This is a genomic window from Micromonospora sp. NPDC005367 (genome assembly GCF_040606825.1).
In the GTDB taxonomy this organism is placed as follows: domain Bacteria; phylum Actinomycetota; class Actinomycetes; order Mycobacteriales; family Micromonosporaceae; genus Micromonospora.
This window is the reverse complement of sequence record NZ_JBEXFP010000019.1, coordinates 56,549-72,648: the sequence shown is the minus strand read 5'-3', so window position 1 is coordinate 72,648 and position 16,100 is coordinate 56,549. Positions and strand designations below refer to the sequence as shown.

Here is a 16,100-nt window from a genome sequence, read left to right as displayed (position 1 = left end):
CGCACCCCGCCCGGCCGCGGCGGGCGTCGGCTCGACCGCGCTCACAGCGTGGCCAGCCAGTTGCGCAGCAGCCTGGCCCCGGTGTCGGCCGACTTCTCCGGGTGGAACTGGGCAGCGGAGAGCGAACCACGTTCGACGGCCGCCACGAAATCGGCGCCGTGGTGGGCGGTGGTGACGGTGGCGCCGGCCGAGGCCAGCGCACCCGCCTCGGTGACCGCGTACGAGTGGACGAAGTAGAACCGGCTCTCCGGCGGCAGGCCGGTCAAGAGCGCCGACGACGCGGGCGGGCGGACGGTGTTCCAGCCCATGTGCGGCAGCCGGGTCGCGGGAAGCTTCGTCACCGCGCCGGGCAGCAGCCCGAGCCCCTTGGTGACCACGCCGTGCTCCTCGCCGTGCTCGAAGAGCACCTGCATCCCGACGCAGATGCCGAGCACCGGACGGCCGGCGGCCACCCGGTCGGCGATGACCGGGCCGGCTCCGAGCCCCTCGATACCGGCCATGCACGCCGCGAACGCGCCGACGCCGGGCACCACCAACCCGGCCGCGCCCGCGGCTGCCGACAGGTCGTCGGTCACCCGTACCGTCGCCCCGGCGGCGGCCAGGGCGCGTTCGGCCGACCGCAGGTTGCCCGACCCGTAGTCGAGCACCACCACGTCCGGGTTGCTCACTGACCGGCCCCCGGCAGCAACCACAACACTCCACCCGCCGTGGCGATCACCGCGAGCACGGCGGTCAGCACCACCGCGCCCCGGGGCGCGCCCTGCCGGTACAGCGACCAGACGCCGCCCACCAGCACGCCGGCCAGCACCAGCAACAGGATCGGCAGGACCGCGTTCACCGCAGCCACCCGCCCGTACGCCGCCGCGCCACGTTCCGCACGCTCATCAGAGCGCCCCCTTCGTGCTCGGTACCGCCCCGGCCGACCGGGGGTCGACGGCGGTGGCCTCGCGCAACGCCCGCGCCACCGCCTTGAACTGCGCCTCCACCACGTGGTGCGCGTCCGGGTGTCCACCGGGCCGGGCCGCCCGCAACACGTCCACGTGCAGCGTGATCCGGGCCGCCTGGCCGAACGACTCCCAGATGTGCCGGGTCATGCTGGTCGGGTAGACCGGACCGATGTACGGCGCGAGCGCCGGCTCGTCGTGCAGCACGTACGGCCGGCCGGAGAGGTCGACCGCGGCCCGGACCAGCACCTCGTCCATCGGCACGGTGGCCGAGCCGTACCGCCGGATGCCGGCCTTGTCGCCCAGCGCCCGGTCGAGGGCCGTGCCGAGGGCGAGAGCGGTGTCCTCCATGGTGTGGTGCGCGTCGATCTCGAGATCACCGACCGTGTGCACGGTCAGGTCGAAGCCGCCGTGCCGGGCGATCTGGTTGAGCATGTGGTCGTAGAAGCCGACGCCGGTCTCGATGTCGGCCTTGCCGGTGCCGTCGAGCTCGATCTCGACGAGAACCTTGGTCTCCTTGGTGATCCGCTCGACCCGTGCGGTGCGGCTCATTGCTCGCCTCTCGGTCGCGGGGCTGACGCGCCCACTACAGCTTGTCCATGGCGGTGAGGAAGGCATCGGTCTCGACGGGCGTGCCCGCGGTGACCCGCAGCCACCCGGGCAGCCCGACGTCCCGGACCAGCACGCCCTGGTCCAGCAGCGCCCGCCAGGCCACCGTCTGGTCACCGCCGACGGCGAAGAGCACGAAGTTGGCGTCGCTGTCGGCGACCCGCAGGCCGCGGGCGCGCAACTCGGCGACGATCCGGTCCCGCTGCTCCTTGATGGCCGTCACCGTGCCGAGCAGGGCGTCGCGGTGGGCCAGCGCCGCGCGAGCCGCCGCCTGGGTGAGCGCCGAGAGGTGGTACGGCAACCGCACCAGCTGCACCGCCTGCACCACCGCCGGATCGGCGGCGAGGTAACCCAGCCGGCCGCCGGCGAACCCGAACGCCTTGCTCATCGTCCGGGTCACCACCAACCGGGGGTGGTCGGGCAGCACCGCGAGGGCGCTCACCGTGCCGGGGCGGGCGAACTCGGCGTACGCCTCGTCGACGATCACCATCCCCGGCGCGGCGTCGAGCACAGCGCCGATCACTGCCGGGTCGAGCGCCGTGCCGGTGGGGTTGTTCGGGGAGCAGAGGAAGATCACGTCCGGGGCGTGCTCACGGATCTGCGTCACCGCGTCCTCGGCGGTCAGCCCGAAATCGACGCCGCGCCGCGCGGGCACCCAGCGGGTGCCGGTGCCGAGCGCGAGCAGCGGATGCATCGAGTACGCCGGGACGAAGCCGAGCGCGCTGCGCCCCGGTCCGCCGAACGCCTGGAGCAGCTGCTGCTGGATCTCGTTGGAGCCGTTGGCCGCCCAGACCTTGTCGACCGTGAGCCCGTACCCCAGGTAGCCCGCCAGGTCGGCGCGGAGGGCCACCGCGTCCCGGTCCGGGTAGCGGTTGAGGTCGCGTAGCTCGGCGGCGAGCGCCTTGCCGATCGCCTCGACCACCGGCTCGGGCACCGGGTAGGAGTTCTCGTTGGTGTTCAGCCGCACCGGCACGTCCAGCTGCGGCGCGCCGTATGGAGTGCGCCCGCGCAGGTCGTCGCGGATCGGCAGGTCGTCGAGGGTGGTCACGCAACCACCTCGCGCCGCACGTCGGTCTGCGCCCGCGGGGTCGGCCGGCCGGTCACGACAGCGCCCCGGGGAAGCGGGTGCGGACCGCCTGGCCGTGCGCCGGCAGGTCCTCCACCGTCGCCAGGGTGACCACGTGCGGGGCGACCTCACGCAACGCGTCCTGCGAGTACTCGACCAGGTGGATACCGCGCAGGAACGACTGCACCGACAGGCCGGAGGAGTGCCGGGCGCAGCCACCCGTGGGAAGCACGTGGTTGGAGCCGGCGCAGTAGTCGCCGAGCGACACCGGCGACCACGAGCCCACGAAGATCGCCCCGGCGTTGCGTACCCGCAGCGCCCACTCGCGGGCGTCCCGCGTCTGGATCTCCAGGTGCTCGGCGGCGTACGCGTCGACCACCCGCAGCCCGGCGTCGAGGTCGTCGACGAGCACCGCCCCGCTCTGCTCGCCGGTCAGCGCGGTGGTGACCCGCTCCGTGTGCTTGGTCGCCGGCACCTGCCGCGCCAGTTCCCGCTCGACCGCCTCGACCAGGCCGACCGACGGCGTGACCAGGACGCTGGCCGCGAGGGGATCGTGCTCGGCCTGGCTGATCAGGTCGGCGGCCACGTGCGCCGGATCGGCGGTGTCGTCGGCCAGGATGGCGATCTCGGTGGGACCTGCCTCGGCGTCGATGCCGACCACGCCGCGCAGCAGCCGCTTGGCGGCGGTGACCCAGATGTTGCCCGGACCGGTGATCATGTCGACCGGCTCGCAGCGTGCGCTCCCCTCGGCGTCCACGCTCGCCCCGTACGCGAGCATCGCCACCGCCTGGGCGCCGCCGACGGCGTAGACCTCGTCCACGCCGAGCAGCGCGCACGCGGCGAGCACCCGCGGATCGGGCAGGCCGTCGTTGTCCTTCTGCGGGGGGCTCACCACCACCAGCGAACGGACCCCGGCCTCCTGGGCGGGCACCACGTTCATGACGACTGTCGACGGGTACATCGCGAGGCCCCCGGGGACGTAGAGGCCGACCCGTTCGACCGGCACCCAGCGCTCGGTCACCGTGCCGCCCGGCACCACCTGGGTGGTGTGGTCGGTACGCCGCTGGTCGGCGTGCACCCGGCGGGCTCGGCGGATCGACTCCAGCAGCGCGGCGCGTACCTCCGGATCGAGGGTGTCCTCCGCGGCGGCGATCACCTCGGCGGGCACCCGCAGCACCTCGGGGCTGACCCCGTCGAAGCGCTCGCTCGCCTCCCGGATCGCCGCGTACCCATGCTCCCGTACCGCCTCCACGACCGGCCGGATCCGCTCGACGGCGACCGACACGTCGAGTTGGGCACGGGGCAGGAGGCGGCGCGGATCAGGGACGCCGCCGCGCAGGTCGATCCGATTCAACACCCTTGCGAGTCTAGGCGGCCGGTCAGCGGGTCGACCGGCAGCGCCCGTACGGCGGGACGGTGAGCCGGGACACGCCGCCGACGCCGGATCGGGCTAGGCTCGACGGCGTGACTGCGCGGTTGCCGGTGTTCCCGTTGGGGACGGTGCTCTTCCCCGGTCTGGTCCTCCCGCTGCACATCTTCGAGGAGCGTTACCGCGCTCTGGTCCGGCATCTGGTGGAGCTGCCCGAGGGCGTTCCGCGCGAGTTCGGTGTGGTGGCGATCCAGGCCGGCTGGGAGGTCGCGGCGACCGCGCCCGACGGCCGACCGCTGCCCGGCGGCGGCGAGGTGACCCTGCACGAGGTGGGCTGCACCGCGGATCTGCGGCAGGTCACCGAACTGCCCGACGGGGGCTTCGACATCGTCACGGTCGGCCGGCGCCGCTTCCGGATCGCGGAGGTGGACCGGAGCGCGGCCCCCTACCTGACCGCCGAGGTGGAGTGGCTCCCCGAGCCCGGCGGCGCCGACGAGGCCGCCGAACTGCTGGCCGCCCGGGTGATCTCCGTGTTCCGGCAGTACCTCGGGTTGATCCGGCCGGACCAGCAGGATCTCTCCGAGCAGCTTCCGGAGGATCCGACGGTGCTGTCCCACCTGGTCGCCGCCACGGCCGCGCTCACCGTCGAGGACCGGCAGCGGCTGCTCGCCGTCGACGACACCGCGGCCCGGCTCCGCGCCGAGCTGCGGCTGCTCAACCGCGAGGCGGCTCTGCTGCGCCAGGTGCGGGCGGTTCCGGTGCCGTTGGGGGAGCTGGCGTCGCCGCCGACACCCAACTGAGCGCGGCCGGGTCGGGCTGCGGCTCGGGGCGCAGCGACGGCCAGCGGGACCAGCCGGCGAGCAGGGTGTACGTGACGGCCGCGCCGAACGCCGGCAGCAGCAGGTTGCCGTGCGGCACCGGCAGCACGCCGAAGAGCCAGTCGATCCCGCCGGCTCGCAGGTCGGCCGGCTTGCTGAAGGCCTGTCCCTCCGGTGCGGTGGCCAGCAGCCGGTCGAACTCGGCCAGTCCGATCCGCCGTCCCACCTGCCAGGCCACCACCGCGGCGGCGAAGGCGCCGAGCACGGCGCTGGCCAGCCCGACCGGGCCGCGCCGCCGGCGCAGTACGAACCAGAGCGCCACTGCGGCCAGCACCCCGAAGCCGAGCCCGAGCAGGCTGAACCAGCCGTCCGCGGCGATCGGCTGCTCCGGCTGCGGCTCGGCGTAGACGGCGCCCAGCGGTGCCTTGATCACCGGGGTGCCCGGGGTGACGGCCGCCCAGAGCAGCCCGAGCGGCGCGCCGAGCACCGCCAGCGCCAGCCCCGCGCCGACGGCGCCGGCCCAGGCCCGCCCTGGCGTGTCGGTCACCGTCGCCTTGTCGGACTCGGCGGCGGCCGGACGGGGGGCCGATGGGCCTCCGGTCGCCGGCACCGTCTGCCCGGTACCGGGCTGCGCGCCGATCGGGTCGGCTTCGGGGGACGGCCGAGCGGCGGTCGACGCCGGGCCGCCACCGGTGGCGGGGTTGCCGCCCGGCGCGGCTCGCAAGGTCCGCGCGGCGTGCGGGTCCGCGCCCGCGGGATTCCCGGGACGCGGGTCGGCTCCGGTTACGGCCGGGTCGGCGTGCTCGGGCTCGTCGGGGCGGACGACGGGACGGTCGGGGTCGGGGGTGTCCGGACTCACCCGATGATCCTCTCAGGCGGGCGAACCGGCGGGGGCGCCGGTGGCGGCAGTCCCCCTCACCGGGCGAACGGCTCCAGCATGACCGCGGCGGCGCGCAGCCAGGCCTGACGGGTCTCCGGTTGGAGCTGGGCGTACTCGATCGAGGATCCGGTCTCCAGCGCCGGGTCGTACGGCACCACGGCGACGGCACGGGTCCGGCTGGCGAAGTGCCGCTCCAGGTCGTCCTGCAGCTGCGAACGACCCGGGGTCGGGCAGGAGATGAGGGTGACCGCGTTCTCGGCCAGTTCGCCCATGCCGACCTCGTGCAGCAGGTCGAGCATCCAGTCCGCGCTGAACGCCGCGTCCTCCCGCGGCACGGTGGTGACCACGAGCTGGTCGGCCGCCTGCATCACGGTGCGCCAGTTGGGACTTTCCACGTTGTTGCCGGTGTCCACACAGACCACCTCGTGGGTGCGCCGCAGCAGCTCCAGCACCCGCCGCACGGTGAACTGGTCGAGCCGCTGGGCGAACCGCGGGCTCTCCTCCCCCGCCAGCACGTCGTACGAGCCGTCGGAGGCGTGCCGCAGGAAGTCGTCGAGGCGGTCGAGCAGCGTGTCCCCCTCGAGGATCTCGATCTGCGCGAGTTCGGTGATCAGGTGCCGGATGGTCCGGGCGTGGCGGGCGCTGCCGGCGCGCAGCCCCAGCGTGCCGCGCAGCTCGTTGTCGTCCCAGGCCAGTACGCCCCGCCCGCGCACGCTGCCGACCGTCGCGGCGGCGAGCACGGTGGCCGTCGTCTTGTGCACCCCGCCCTTGGGGTTGGCGAAGGCGATGACCCGCGGCGAGCCGAACTCCCGGCGCAGTACCGCTCTGGCCCGTTCCACCTCCGGGTCGGGTGCCGGTGGCCGCCACTCGGCCCGCGCCGAGTAGGTCCGGTCGGCGGCAGCCGGTGGCGGCGCGAGCGCCGGGGGCGCGGGCGGGACGGGGGCCGGCGGGGTGGCGGGCGGCGCCGGCGGGGCCGGGTAACCCGCCTCCGAGCGGTAGCCGTTGTCGAGCAGGGCGTAGCGGGATTCCGCCGGCCGCGACTCGGACCGGTAGCCGTTGTCGAGCAGCGTGTAACGCGACTCGGGCGGTTCCGGCCGACGCTGCTCCGGCACCCGGTACGCCGGCTCGGCCGGATGTCCGGGGTCCGGGCGGTACGCCGCCTCGCCGGGATGTCCGAGATCCGGGCGATACGCCGGCTCGCCGGGATGTCCGGGATCCGGGCGGTACGCCGGCTCGCCGGGATGTCCGGGATCCGGGCGGTACGCCGGCTCCGCCCGGTACGACGGATCGGCGCGGTAGGTCCCCTCCGCCCGGTAGCCGGGATCCGCGCCGTACGTCCGCTCACCGGGCTGGCCGCCGTAGGTCCGCTCGGGCTGGCCCGCGGCGGGCGCCCGCCCGGCGTAGCCGTTGTGCGCGGCCCGTCGCGGCAACGGCTCCGGCGCGGCATGCGGCTCCGGCGGCGTGAGCGGCCTCGGCGGCGGTAGTGGGTCCTCGACCCGCCGGTCGGGCTCGGGCTGTTCAGCCCCTCTACCGGCCAGGCGGGCACGGTCGAGCAGCGCCCGCCACCGCGGCGCTGGTTCGGCCGGCCGGCCCCAGCCGGTCTCGCTGCCCTCCACGGCTCGCCCTCCCAGCGCGATCGATCTCCGCCCGACAGGCTACGAAGCAAACCCTATTCGGAACACACCGCCCCGCGCACGTTCCAGCGGCACGATCATGGTTCGATCGGCTGCACCGTCCGCTCGCCGGACTCGCCGGACTCGCCGGAATCGACAGACTCGCCGGACTCGTCGGACTCTTCTGGCGAGGTGGTGACCGTCGGCGGCGGAGCCGAGGACCGCTTCTGCTCCGGCGTGGGTGACGGATCGGTGACGGTGGGCGCCGGCTCCGACGACTCGCGCGCCGTCGGGCTGGGCGACACCGCCGACGGACTCTGCGAGGGCGAGGTCGTCTGCTCGGGCAGCGCGGCATCGGCCGGCGGACGGACCACGTCGCGCTGTTCGGGCAGCGGCGGGGTGAACACCGTCCGGTCCAGCCGGCGCACCTCCGGCGCCGGATCGACCGCCCGGACGGCGCGCCGGGACGCCACGGCACGTAGCGTCGCCGGTTCTGCCCGCACCACCGCCGCGTACACGCAGGCGCACCCGGCGCGGTAGGCGTTCGCCTCCGCGGCGGCCACCTCGGCGCCGCTGGCGTAGACCTGACGCAACTCGGCGTCGTCGGTCGTCGCGGCGGCCCGCGCCCGGTAGTCGGCGGCCTCCCGCTCCTTGCGGTCAGCCAGCTCGGTCATCGCGGCGAGAACGTCGTCGGGGACTCGTTGCGCCGGTATCCGGACGATCTCGGTCTGCCGGCCGGGCAGCGGCACCCGCCCGAACACCGCCGAGACCGACACGTCGCGCAACACCGCGTCCAGGCCCTGTGGGGGCAGGTAGTTGTCCAGGGAGACCAACGCGTACGTGCCGTCGGCGGGGGTCGCGGAGGGCGCCGGCAGCGCGGCCAGGTCGGCGGCCGCGGCGCGCAGGTAGCCCGGCACGGAGTCGCCGTCGACCACCCCGACCCGGGTCACCTCGCCGACGGTCGAATCCCCGACCGGGCCGTCGTCCGCGGCCCAGACGGCGGCGAGCAGCACCGCCGTCACCGACAGCAGCGCCGTGCCGGTGAGCACCCGCGACCGGGACGAGGCCTCGCCGAGCCGCGCCACCATCCGGCTCAGCAGCGGCAGGAGTCGCTGGTCGATCTGGCGCAGCAGGTCGCCGGCACGCACGGGCGGGTTCCCCTCGTCGGTCGGTGTCGGGCGGGCCGCCGCTCAGTCGCGCAGGATCCGGAGCGCGCGTTCCAGGTCGTCAGGGTAGTCGCTGACGAAGCGAACCTCTTCCCCCGTACGGGGGTGCATGAAGCTCAGTTCGCGGGCGTGCAGCCACTGCCGGTCGAGCCGGAGCCGGGCGGACAGGGTCGGGTCCGCGCCGTAGGTGAGGTCGCCGACGCAGGGGTGACGCAGGGTGGAGAAGTGCACCCGGATCTGGTGGGTACGACCGGTCTCCAGCCGGACGTCGACCAGGCTGGCGGCCGGGAACGCCTCGAGGGTGTCGTAGTGGGTGATGCTCGGCTTGCCGCCCGAGACCACTGCCCACCGGTAGTCGTGGGTGGGGTGCCGGTCGATCGGGGCGTCGATCGTGCCGCGCAGCGGATCCAGATGCCCCTGCACCACGGCGTGGTAGCGCTTCTCCACGTCGCGGTACTTGAACGCCCGCTTCAACGCGGTGTACGCCTGCTCGCTCTTGGCGACCACCATGACTCCCGTGGTGCCCACGTCCAGGCGGTGCACCACGCCCTGCCGTTCGGCCGCGCCGCTGGTGGAGATGCGGTGGCCGATCGCGGCCAGCGCTCCGATCACGGTGGGACCGGTCCAGCCGGGGCTCGGGTGAGCGGCGACGCCCACCGGCTTGTCCACCACCACGATGTCGTCGTCGGCGTAGATCACCCGCAGGCCGGGCGCCGCCTGTGGCACCACGGTCGGCGGCGCGGGCGGGGCCGGCAGGGTCACCTCCAGCCACGAGCCGGCCTTGACCTTGTGTGAGTTGGGGCGGGTCACGCCGTCGACGAGCGCGTCCCCGGCGTCCACCAGGGCCGCGGCGGCGGTACGGGACAGGCCGAAGAGCCGGGACACCGCCTGGTCCAGTCGCATGCCGTCGAGGCCGTCCGGCACCGGCAGCGAACGCTGGCCGCCGCCTCCCACGAATGCCGAGGTCATGCTCGCTCCCGCTGCTCGGTGATGGTCGCCGGGTCGGCGCTCGGGCGGTCGCCACGGCCGGCCCGGCCGCCGTCACGCTGGCGGCCGGTCAGTTCCAACAGCACGGCGAGCACGACGCCGCAGACCAGCGAGCTGTCCGCCAGGTTGAACACCGGAAAGTACTCGCCGAACGGGCCGAAGACGCTGATCATGTCAACCACGTGGCCGACGAAGTGACCGGGGGCGCGGAAGATCCGGTCCGTCAGGTTGCCGAGGGCCCCGCCCAGCACGAGACCGAGCGAGATCGCCCAGGGAACCGAGCGCAGCCGCAGCGCCATCCAGACGATCCAGCCGACCACCGCGATGGTGATCAGCGGGAAGACCCAGGTGTGGTCGGAGCCGATGCTCCAGGCGGCTCCGCTGTTGCGGATCAGGTTGAGGTAGATGAACCCGCCGAGCAGCCGCAGCGGCTCCCGGCCGGTGAGGTGTGCCAACGCGAGGTGTTTGGTGAGCAGGTCGATCAGTAGGGCGACCAGCGCCGTGCCGACGAGGATGGCGACTGCTCCTGGCCGGGCCCGGCGGTGGGCCGGTTCGTCGCTGCCGGACCCGGCGGACGGTGCTGCGCTCATCTGCTCCCCATCGACTCGGCGGTGATCGCTCACCGTCTTCTTCGCCGCCGGGGAGCGGACCTCAGCGCCGCTCCTCCAGCTGCTTGCAGGTCACGCAGAGGGTCGCCGACGGGAAGGCGGCGAGCCGCTCCACCGGGATCGGGTTGCCGCACCGCTCGCACCAGCCGTAGCTGCCCTTGTCGAGCCGCTCCAGCGCCCGTTCGACCTGCGTGATCCGTTCCAGGATGCTGTTGGCGAGAGAGATCTCCTGCTCCCGCTCGAACGTCTTGGTGCCGGTGTCGGCCTGGTCGTCCCCGGCCGAGTCGGTCAGCCGGTCGCGCTGCAGCTCGGTGATCTCGCTCAGCGTCTGATCGTACTCGGCACGGAGCTCATCCCGCCGCGCCGCCAGAGCCGCCCGGATCTTCTCGGTCTCCGCGGCGCTGCGGGTGGGCTTCGCCACCGCCTTGCGGCCGGCGGTCCTGGTCTCGGCTGGCTTCGCCATGGTCGCTCCCTAGGCCGCGGAACCGCGGCGATCCGCGGCACCTGGACAGGGGGCACCGATCCGGCGACCCCCAGGTACGAAAAGGGGCGCGCAGCCACGTCCGCCGCGCACTCCAGAGGTTGGCAAGAATACGGAACGTACAGGCGTCCGACAACGTGCCGCACCGACGTACCGCTATTCAGCCCCAAGCCCCACCTAATTGGGGCAAAAGGAACGCTAGCAGATCAATCGTCGGGGTCGTCGCCGTACTCGCCAAACCACCGGGCCAGCCGACCCCGCCGATCGACCGCGCGCAACCGCCGCTCCGCCTCGTCCCGCGCGCCCGCGGTAGCGACGATCAAAAGGCTGTCGCCGGACTTCAGCCGGGTGCCCGGACCGGGCACGAAACCCACCCCGTCGCGCAGCACCAGGGTCACCGAGGCGCCCTGCGGCAACCGCAGCTCGTCGACGTGCACCCCGGCCAGCCGCGACCCCTCCGGCACCTCCAGCTGCAACAGATCGGCCCGCATCCGTTCCAGCGGCGCCGTCTCGACGTGCACCTCCGCCGCCTCGGCCGGCGCGGTCACCCCGAGGCGGCGGGCCACCGGCGCCAACGTGGTGGTCTGCAACACGGTAAAGATCACCACCAGCACGAAGACCGCGTCGAAGAGCCCCTCCGCACCGGGCACCCGCTCGGAGAGCGGAATGGTGGCCAGCACGATCGGCACCGCACCGCGCAGCCCCGCCCAGGACAGGAACGCCTGCTCACGCAGACCCACCCGGAACGGCAGCGCGGACACCGCCACCGACAGCGGCCGCGCCACCAGCACCAGGGCCAGCCCGGTCACCACCGCCGGGAGCACCGCGCCCTCGAGCCGACCCGGTGACGCCAACAGCCCCAGCAGCACGAACAGACCGATCTGGGCCAGCCAGGCCAGCCCGTCGGCGAAACCGAGGATCGCCTGCCGGTGCGGCAGGCGGGCGTTGCCGAGCAGCACCCCGGCGACGTAGACGGCGAGGAAGCCCGAGGCGTGCAGCACCGCAGCGGCGGCATACGCCAGCACGGTGAATCCGACCACGGCGATCGGGTACAACCCCGCCGACGGCAGCGCCTCCCGGCGCAGCGTCCAACGCCCGGCCAGGCCCGCCGCGACGCCGACCAGGGCGCCCACGATCAACTCGTAGCCCACCAGGCCGACCTCGTACCACCAGGGGTGCCCGGCGCTCTCCACCGAGAGCAGCACCACGAGCAGCACCACCGGCGCGTCGTTCATGCCGGACTCGGCCTCCAGCGAGGCCACCAGCCGGGGCGGCAGGCGCAGCCGGCGCAGGGTGGCGAACACCGCGGCCGCGTCGGTGGAGGAGAGCACCGCCCCGTAGAGCAGCGACAACCGCCAGTCCAGCCCGAGCAGGAAGTGGACGGCGACGCCGACCACCACGATGCTGACGAGCACGCCGACCGTCGCGAGCACCGCGGACAGCGCGAGCACCGGCCGCAGCGTGCTCCACCGGGCGGTGAGCCCGCCCTCGGCGATGATCACGATGAGCGCGCAGAAGCCGAGGGTACGGGTCAGGGTCGCGTCCTCGAACTGGATGCCCAGCCCGGCCTCACCGATCGCGACCCCCAGGGCCAGGTAGACCAGAAGACTGGGTACCCCGAGCCGGGTGGAGAGCCGGACGGCGCCGACCGCCACCAGCAGCACGGCAGCACCGACGAGCAGCGCGAGATCCAGCCCGGACGTCACGGTCGCACAGCCCGGGCGTTCCTCACTCGCCGGATCCGTCGCGCAGCCGGCGCAGCACCTCGGGCAGCTCCGAACCGGGCCGTTCGATGAGGAAGAGCTTGTCGCGGCTGGCCGCGCCCGCGCGCAGCGAGACCGCCGCCGGCCGGACGTCGAGCGCGCTGGCGAGGGCCCGCCGGGCAGCCTCGGTGGCCCGGCCGTCGACAGCCGGCGCGTTCACGGCGATGACCAGCGCAGGCCCGTGCGGACCGTCGAACCGGCCGCCGACCCGGGCTCGGGCGGAGCCGGGCTTGACCCGGACCGCCACGGTGAGCGTGTCTTGCGCAGGCACCGGCATCCTCGCTCAGCTCGGCCGGAGGTCGGCGAGCAGCGTGGTGGCCGGCTCGCACCGGGCGCACGGCGTGAAGCCCAGTTCCACCGCCTCCGCCACCGGGAGCGGCTCATGCACCCGTCCGACCAGGTACGCGCAGTCGGCCAGGTGGTAACGGGGCCGACCGTCCACCACCTGGATCTGGTCGGAGAGCCGCGCCATCTGCGACACCTCGGCGGGCGTCACGGGCTGGGCGTCGGGCTCGTCGTCGTACGCCCCCGCCTGCCCGGTGGTCGGCGGGGGCGGCCCGTCGTCGGCCGGCGGGACGGGTGTTTGCCGCCACCCGCCACCGCTGCCGACTGTCGGAGGAACGTGCTGAACCGGAATCTCCGGCTCGATCGGGCCGTACGCGGCGCCCTGTCCTCCCGGGTCAGCCGTCCGGGACGCGCCCGGCTCCCGCTGACCCGTGCGAGCCGGATCCGCAGTCGCGCGGGCGGCGGCAGCCTGGCGGGCACCCACCACCAACGCGACCGCGGCCAGCAGACTGGCCGCGATGGAGATGATCAACAGAAGACTGGAGCCGCCGGCCAGGCCCAGCACCAGCAGCACCACAGCGACGAGGATGAGCACGAGGCTTGCGACTATCACGGGTCACCCCCGCCGCGTCGTACCGTCCAGGTGGTCGGCGACCGTCGCGCTGACGGCCGCCGACCGTAAATCAGCGACCGGCCTCGAGAGCGCCGGAGCGACCGCCACCGTAGGAGCCGGCGAGGCCGGCGGTGGCCAGACCGTTACCGCCCGAGACCCGGCCGCCCTCCGAGCGGCTCATCTCGGCCTCGAGGCCCTGCCCGCGACCGTCGAGGTCACGCAGCTGGCTCTCCAGGTACGCCTTGAGGCGGGTGCGGTACTCACGCTCGAACTGCTTGAGCTCCTCGATGTGCTTCTGCAGCGCGGTGCGCTTGGCGTCCAGGCCGCCCATGGCCTCCTGGTGCCGCTGGCGGGCGTCCCGCTCGAGGGCGTCGGCCTTCGCGCGCGCCTCCCGGGTCACCTCCTCGGCCTTCGACCGGGCCTCGGCGAGCAGCTGGTCGGCCTCGCGCCGGGCGTCCGAGACGTGGTCGTCGGCCGTCCGCTGGGCCATCATCAGCACTCGCAGCGCCTGCTGCTCGCCGTCACCCACGGCGGCGGCAGCAGCGGCAGCGCCGCCGGTGGAGCGCACCTGCTCCAGCTCGGCCTGCATCGCGCGGGCGGCCTGCTCGGCCGCGGCCTTGTCGCGCTGCACCCGGTCGAGCTGGGCCTTGACGTCGTTGAGCTCCGCCGCGAGGCGGGCGTCACCGCCGGGGCCGGCGGGGGCACCGCCGCGGCCGCCGCGCTCCACCTGGGCGCGCAGCTCGTTGTTCTCCTCGATGAGACGGGCGAGCTCGCGCTCGACCTCGTCAAGGAAGGCGTCGACCTCCTCCTCGTCATACCCCCGCTTGCCGATCGGCGGCTTTTTGAAGGCGACGTTGTGAACGTCGGCCGGGGTCAGCGGCATCGAAACTCCTCGGGTCAGTTGCGGCCGCGAAAGCGCGTCGGTCATCAGGCGGTTGCCAGGATCGACGGCCTCAACACGAACTCCATCAGCACGAACAGGATAACCAGGAGCACAAGGGAGGCCAGGTCGATGCTCACGGTACCAATTCGCAGCGGAGGGATCACACGCCTCAACGCGCTGAGAGGGGGATCAGTGACGCTCCACACGGATTCCAGTCCCGCCGATGCGCCGCGACCAGGTTGCCAGCGGCGTCCGTACTGCAGGACCGCGCTCAGGACGAACCGGGACAGGAGAAGCAACAGGAAGACATACAGGACCAGGTACAGAACCTGGAGCACGATCGACAACACGACAGGCGACGTCCCTCGGCTCGGGGCGGGGGTCAACTCAGACTGAAAAAGCCGCCCTCAGCGATCTTGGCCTTGTCCTCCGCGGTGACCTGGACGTTGGCCGGTGAGAGCAGGAACACCCGGTTGGTCACGCGCTCGATCGTACCGCGCAGCCCGAACGCCAGCCCGGCGGCGAAGTCCACCAGACGGCGGGCGTCCGCCTCGTCCATCTCGGTGAGGTTGATGATCACCGGCACCCCGTCCCGGAAGTGCTCGCCGATGGTCCGCGCCTCCCGGTAGGTCGTCGGGTGCAGGGTGGTGATCTGGTAGCGCTGCTCCTCCTCGGCGGCGACCGTACGCTCCCGCGGCGCGGCCTGCGGAGCGAGGGCGAGATTGTCGCGGGTGTGGTAGGTCAACGCGCTGGAGGTCTCCCCCGTCGACCGGGTGATCGACCGGACGCTGGACCGCTCCGGGCGCTCCGGGCGCTCCGGCTCGTCCCGCTCGGTCTCCGTCGAGCGGCTGCTCGTCCGCTCGCTGAGCCGGCCACGCTCCCCCAGGCGGGGACGCGGCGCCGGCGGTTCCTCGGCGTCGTCCTCGTCGTCGGCGAACTCCTCGGCGTACCGGCTCTGCCGGTAACGCGAGTCGCGGTAGCCACCCTTGTCGTAGCCACCGTCCTCGTAGGCCCGCTCGTCGTCCTCTTCGACCAGACCGAGCCAGACCCCCGCCTTGCGCAGTGCACCCATCCCGCGCCCTTCCATCCGCCGTGCGGCACGCGCCCCCGTGCCGTGTCGCCTGTCGCGAGTGGACTTCTCTCTGCCCACCGGACCGGAACAGCAATCCACTGGCGCGCGATTCGCGTCGCGCGCCACGACCCCCCGACGACAGGATGCCGCCCCTGAAACAACACCGATGTAATTTGCTTCTTTCGCGGTCAGGCTACCGCAGCGTGGGGCGCATTCCGAGCAACGCACTGCCGACGCGGACATGTGTCGCGCCGTATCTGATCGCGATTTCCAGGTCGCCACTCATGCCGGCGGAGAGCGCCGTCGCCTCCGGGTGGACCGAACGCATCCACTCGGCCACCTCGGCCAGCCGGGCGAAGGCCCGCTCCGGCTCCCAGCCCAGCGGGGCCACCGCCATCAGCCCCGCCAGCCGCAACGCCGGCGCCGACGCGACGGCCTCGGCGACCGCGCCCAGCCCGACGTCCGGATCGGCGGAGTCCGGCAGCGCCCCGCCACGCGACAGGTCACCGTCGACACTCACCTGCACCAGCGCCGTCAGCGGCCGATCCCGGCCGGTCGCCGCCACGTCCAGCGCCCGGGCCAGCCGGACACTGTCCACCGAGTGCACCGCGTCGGCGTAGCGGACCACCGAGCGGGCCTTGTTGCGCTGCAACCGTCCGATGAAGTGCCAACGCGGCGCAGCCCCGGCCGCCGCCACCTCGGCGGCCTTGCCGGCCGCCTCCTGGTCGCGATTCTCACCGACGTCGGTCACCCCGAGTTCGGCGAGCGCCAGCACGTCGGCGGCCGGGTAGGTCTTGGTCACCGCGATCATCGTGACCTCGGCGCGGTCCCGTCCGGCGGCCGCGCAGGCGTCCGCGATCCGGGACCGCACCGAGGCCAGCGCGGCCGCCAGTTCGGCACGGCGGTCGGGCCGTACCCTGGTCGAGCTGTCGGTCATGGGTGG

General features: G+C 73.7%; 19 protein-coding genes. 1 reads left to right on the top strand and 18 read right to left on the bottom strand.

The genetic code is table 11. The features are described 5' to 3' along the window. Nucleotides 1-41: 41 nt before the first annotated feature. Genes hisH through hisD form a run of 5 tightly spaced genes read right to left on the bottom strand, consistent with a single transcriptional unit; the run spans nucleotide 42 to nucleotide 3,976 of the window. Nucleotides 42-668: an imidazole glycerol phosphate synthase subunit HisH gene (hisH, locus tag ABZS42_RS15995; protein ID WP_355145806.1), complete on the bottom strand. Its 627-nt coding sequence runs from the start codon at nucleotides 666-668 to the stop codon at nucleotides 42-44. Beyond that, complete coding sequence (locus ABZS42_RS15990; RefSeq protein ID WP_355145804.1) at nucleotides 665-838, bottom strand: hypothetical protein; 174 nt, start codon at nucleotides 836-838, stop codon at nucleotides 665-667. The genes hisH and ABZS42_RS15990 overlap by 4 nt, the downstream gene beginning before the upstream one ends. 46 nt (nucleotides 839-884) lie before the next feature. Further along, nucleotides 885-1,496, bottom strand: coding sequence for an imidazoleglycerol-phosphate dehydratase HisB (hisB, locus tag ABZS42_RS15985; RefSeq protein WP_355145802.1), 612 nt, complete (start codon nucleotides 1,494-1,496; stop codon nucleotides 885-887). A 34-nt stretch (nucleotides 1,497-1,530) separates the two neighbouring features. After that, nucleotides 1,531-2,601 carry a histidinol-phosphate transaminase gene (locus ABZS42_RS15980; RefSeq protein WP_355145800.1) on the bottom strand — a complete coding sequence of 357 codons (1,071 nt, stop codon included), beginning with the start codon at nucleotides 2,599-2,601 and terminating at the stop codon, nucleotides 1,531-1,533. A gap of 52 nt (nucleotides 2,602-2,653) precedes the next feature. Beyond that, on the bottom strand, nucleotides 2,654-3,976 hold the full coding sequence (hisD, locus tag ABZS42_RS15975) for a histidinol dehydrogenase (protein WP_355145798.1): 1,323 nt from the start codon (nucleotides 3,974-3,976) through the stop codon (nucleotides 2,654-2,656). A 107-nt stretch (nucleotides 3,977-4,083) separates the two neighbouring features. On the opposite strand from hisD, the gene ABZS42_RS15970 reads away from it, so the two are divergent. Next, nucleotides 4,084-4,788, top strand: coding sequence for an LON peptidase substrate-binding domain-containing protein (locus ABZS42_RS15970; protein WP_355145796.1), 705 nt, complete (start codon nucleotides 4,084-4,086; stop codon nucleotides 4,786-4,788). Here ABZS42_RS15970 and ABZS42_RS15965 read toward each other — a convergent pair. From ABZS42_RS15965 to ABZS42_RS15905, 13 genes are all read right to left on the bottom strand, one after another. Further along, nucleotides 4,703-5,665, bottom strand: coding sequence for a DUF2567 domain-containing protein (locus ABZS42_RS15965; protein WP_355145794.1), 963 nt, complete (start codon nucleotides 5,663-5,665; stop codon nucleotides 4,703-4,705). The genes ABZS42_RS15970 and ABZS42_RS15965 overlap by 86 nt on opposite strands. A 56-nt stretch (nucleotides 5,666-5,721) precedes the next feature. Beyond that, nucleotides 5,722-7,323, bottom strand: coding sequence for an AAA family ATPase (locus tag ABZS42_RS15960; protein ID WP_355145889.1), 1,602 nt, complete (start codon nucleotides 7,321-7,323; stop codon nucleotides 5,722-5,724). 74 nt (nucleotides 7,324-7,397) lie between these two features. Beyond that, nucleotides 7,398-8,447: a hypothetical protein gene (locus ABZS42_RS15955; protein ID WP_355145792.1), complete on the bottom strand. Its 1,050-nt coding sequence runs from the start codon at nucleotides 8,445-8,447 to the stop codon at nucleotides 7,398-7,400. A 42-nt stretch (nucleotides 8,448-8,489) separates the two neighbouring features. Then, on the bottom strand, nucleotides 8,490-9,434 hold the full coding sequence (locus ABZS42_RS15950; RefSeq protein WP_355145790.1) for an RluA family pseudouridine synthase: 945 nt from the start codon (nucleotides 9,432-9,434) through the stop codon (nucleotides 8,490-8,492). Further along, the gene (gene lspA / locus ABZS42_RS15945; RefSeq protein WP_355145788.1) at nucleotides 9,431-10,042 is read right to left on the bottom strand and encodes a signal peptidase II; all 612 of its coding nucleotides are present in this window, start codon (nucleotides 10,040-10,042) and stop codon (nucleotides 9,431-9,433) included. The genes ABZS42_RS15950 and lspA overlap by 4 nt, the downstream gene beginning before the upstream one ends. Before the next feature lie 61 nt (nucleotides 10,043-10,103). Further along, the gene (locus ABZS42_RS15940; protein ID WP_355145786.1) at nucleotides 10,104-10,523 is read right to left on the bottom strand and encodes a TraR/DksA C4-type zinc finger protein; all 420 of its coding nucleotides are present in this window, start codon (nucleotides 10,521-10,523) and stop codon (nucleotides 10,104-10,106) included. Nucleotides 10,524-10,747: 224 nt separating this feature from the next. After that, on the bottom strand, nucleotides 10,748-12,247 hold the full coding sequence (locus ABZS42_RS15935; protein WP_355145784.1) for a potassium/proton antiporter: 1,500 nt from the start codon (nucleotides 12,245-12,247) through the stop codon (nucleotides 10,748-10,750). Between the two features lie 22 nt (nucleotides 12,248-12,269). Then, the gene (locus ABZS42_RS15930) at nucleotides 12,270-12,581 is read right to left on the bottom strand and encodes a DUF167 domain-containing protein (RefSeq protein WP_355145782.1); all 312 of its coding nucleotides are present in this window, start codon (nucleotides 12,579-12,581) and stop codon (nucleotides 12,270-12,272) included. Between the two features lie 6 nt (nucleotides 12,582-12,587). Then, nucleotides 12,588-13,202, bottom strand: a complete 615-nt coding sequence (locus ABZS42_RS15925) for a hypothetical protein (RefSeq protein WP_355145780.1) — start codon at nucleotides 13,200-13,202, stop codon at nucleotides 12,588-12,590. Nucleotides 13,203-13,272: 70 nt separating this feature from the next. Then, nucleotides 13,273-14,085 carry a DivIVA domain-containing protein gene (locus ABZS42_RS15920; RefSeq protein WP_355145778.1) on the bottom strand — a complete coding sequence of 271 codons (813 nt, stop codon included), beginning with the start codon at nucleotides 14,083-14,085 and terminating at the stop codon, nucleotides 13,273-13,275. Between the two features lie 44 nt (nucleotides 14,086-14,129). Further along, nucleotides 14,130-14,435, bottom strand: coding sequence for a YggT family protein (locus tag ABZS42_RS15915; protein ID WP_076467860.1), 306 nt, complete (start codon nucleotides 14,433-14,435; stop codon nucleotides 14,130-14,132). Between the two features lie 32 nt (nucleotides 14,436-14,467). Then, nucleotides 14,468-15,157 carry a cell division protein SepF gene (gene sepF, locus ABZS42_RS15910; protein ID WP_355145776.1) on the bottom strand — a complete coding sequence of 230 codons (690 nt, stop codon included), beginning with the start codon at nucleotides 15,155-15,157 and terminating at the stop codon, nucleotides 14,468-14,470. A 193-nt stretch (nucleotides 15,158-15,350) separates the two neighbouring features. Next, on the bottom strand, nucleotides 15,351-16,094 hold the full coding sequence (locus ABZS42_RS15905; protein ID WP_355145774.1) for a YggS family pyridoxal phosphate-dependent enzyme: 744 nt from the start codon (nucleotides 16,092-16,094) through the stop codon (nucleotides 15,351-15,353). Nucleotides 16,095-16,100 lie beyond the last annotated feature (6 nt).

Bases quoted from the DNA above. Each gene is read 5' to 3' on its own strand.
- ABZS42_RS15950 (WP_355145790.1), bottom strand. From the start codon at position 9,434: ATGACCTCGGCATTCGTGGGAGGCGGCGGCCAGCGTTCGCTGCCGGTG.
- lspA (WP_355145788.1), bottom strand. From the start codon at position 10,042: ATGAGCGCAGCACCGTCCGCCGGGTCCGGCAGCGACGAACCGGCCCAC.
- ABZS42_RS15930 (WP_355145782.1), bottom strand. From the start codon at position 12,581: ATGCCGGTGCCTGCGCAAGACACGCTCACCGTGGCGGTCCGGGTCAAG.
- hisB (WP_355145802.1), bottom strand. From the start codon at position 1,496: ATGAGCCGCACCGCACGGGTCGAGCGGATCACCAAGGAGACCAAGGTT.
- ABZS42_RS15905 (WP_355145774.1), bottom strand. From the start codon at position 16,094: ATGACCGACAGCTCGACCAGGGTACGGCCCGACCGCCGTGCCGAACTG.
- sepF (WP_355145776.1), bottom strand. From the start codon at position 15,157: ATGGGTGCACTGCGCAAGGCGGGGGTCTGGCTCGGTCTGGTCGAAGAG.
- ABZS42_RS15920 (WP_355145778.1), bottom strand. From the start codon at position 14,085: ATGCCGCTGACCCCGGCCGACGTTCACAACGTCGCCTTCAAAAAGCCG.
- ABZS42_RS15940 (WP_355145786.1), bottom strand. From the start codon at position 10,523: ATGGCGAAGCCAGCCGAGACCAGGACCGCCGGCCGCAAGGCGGTGGCG.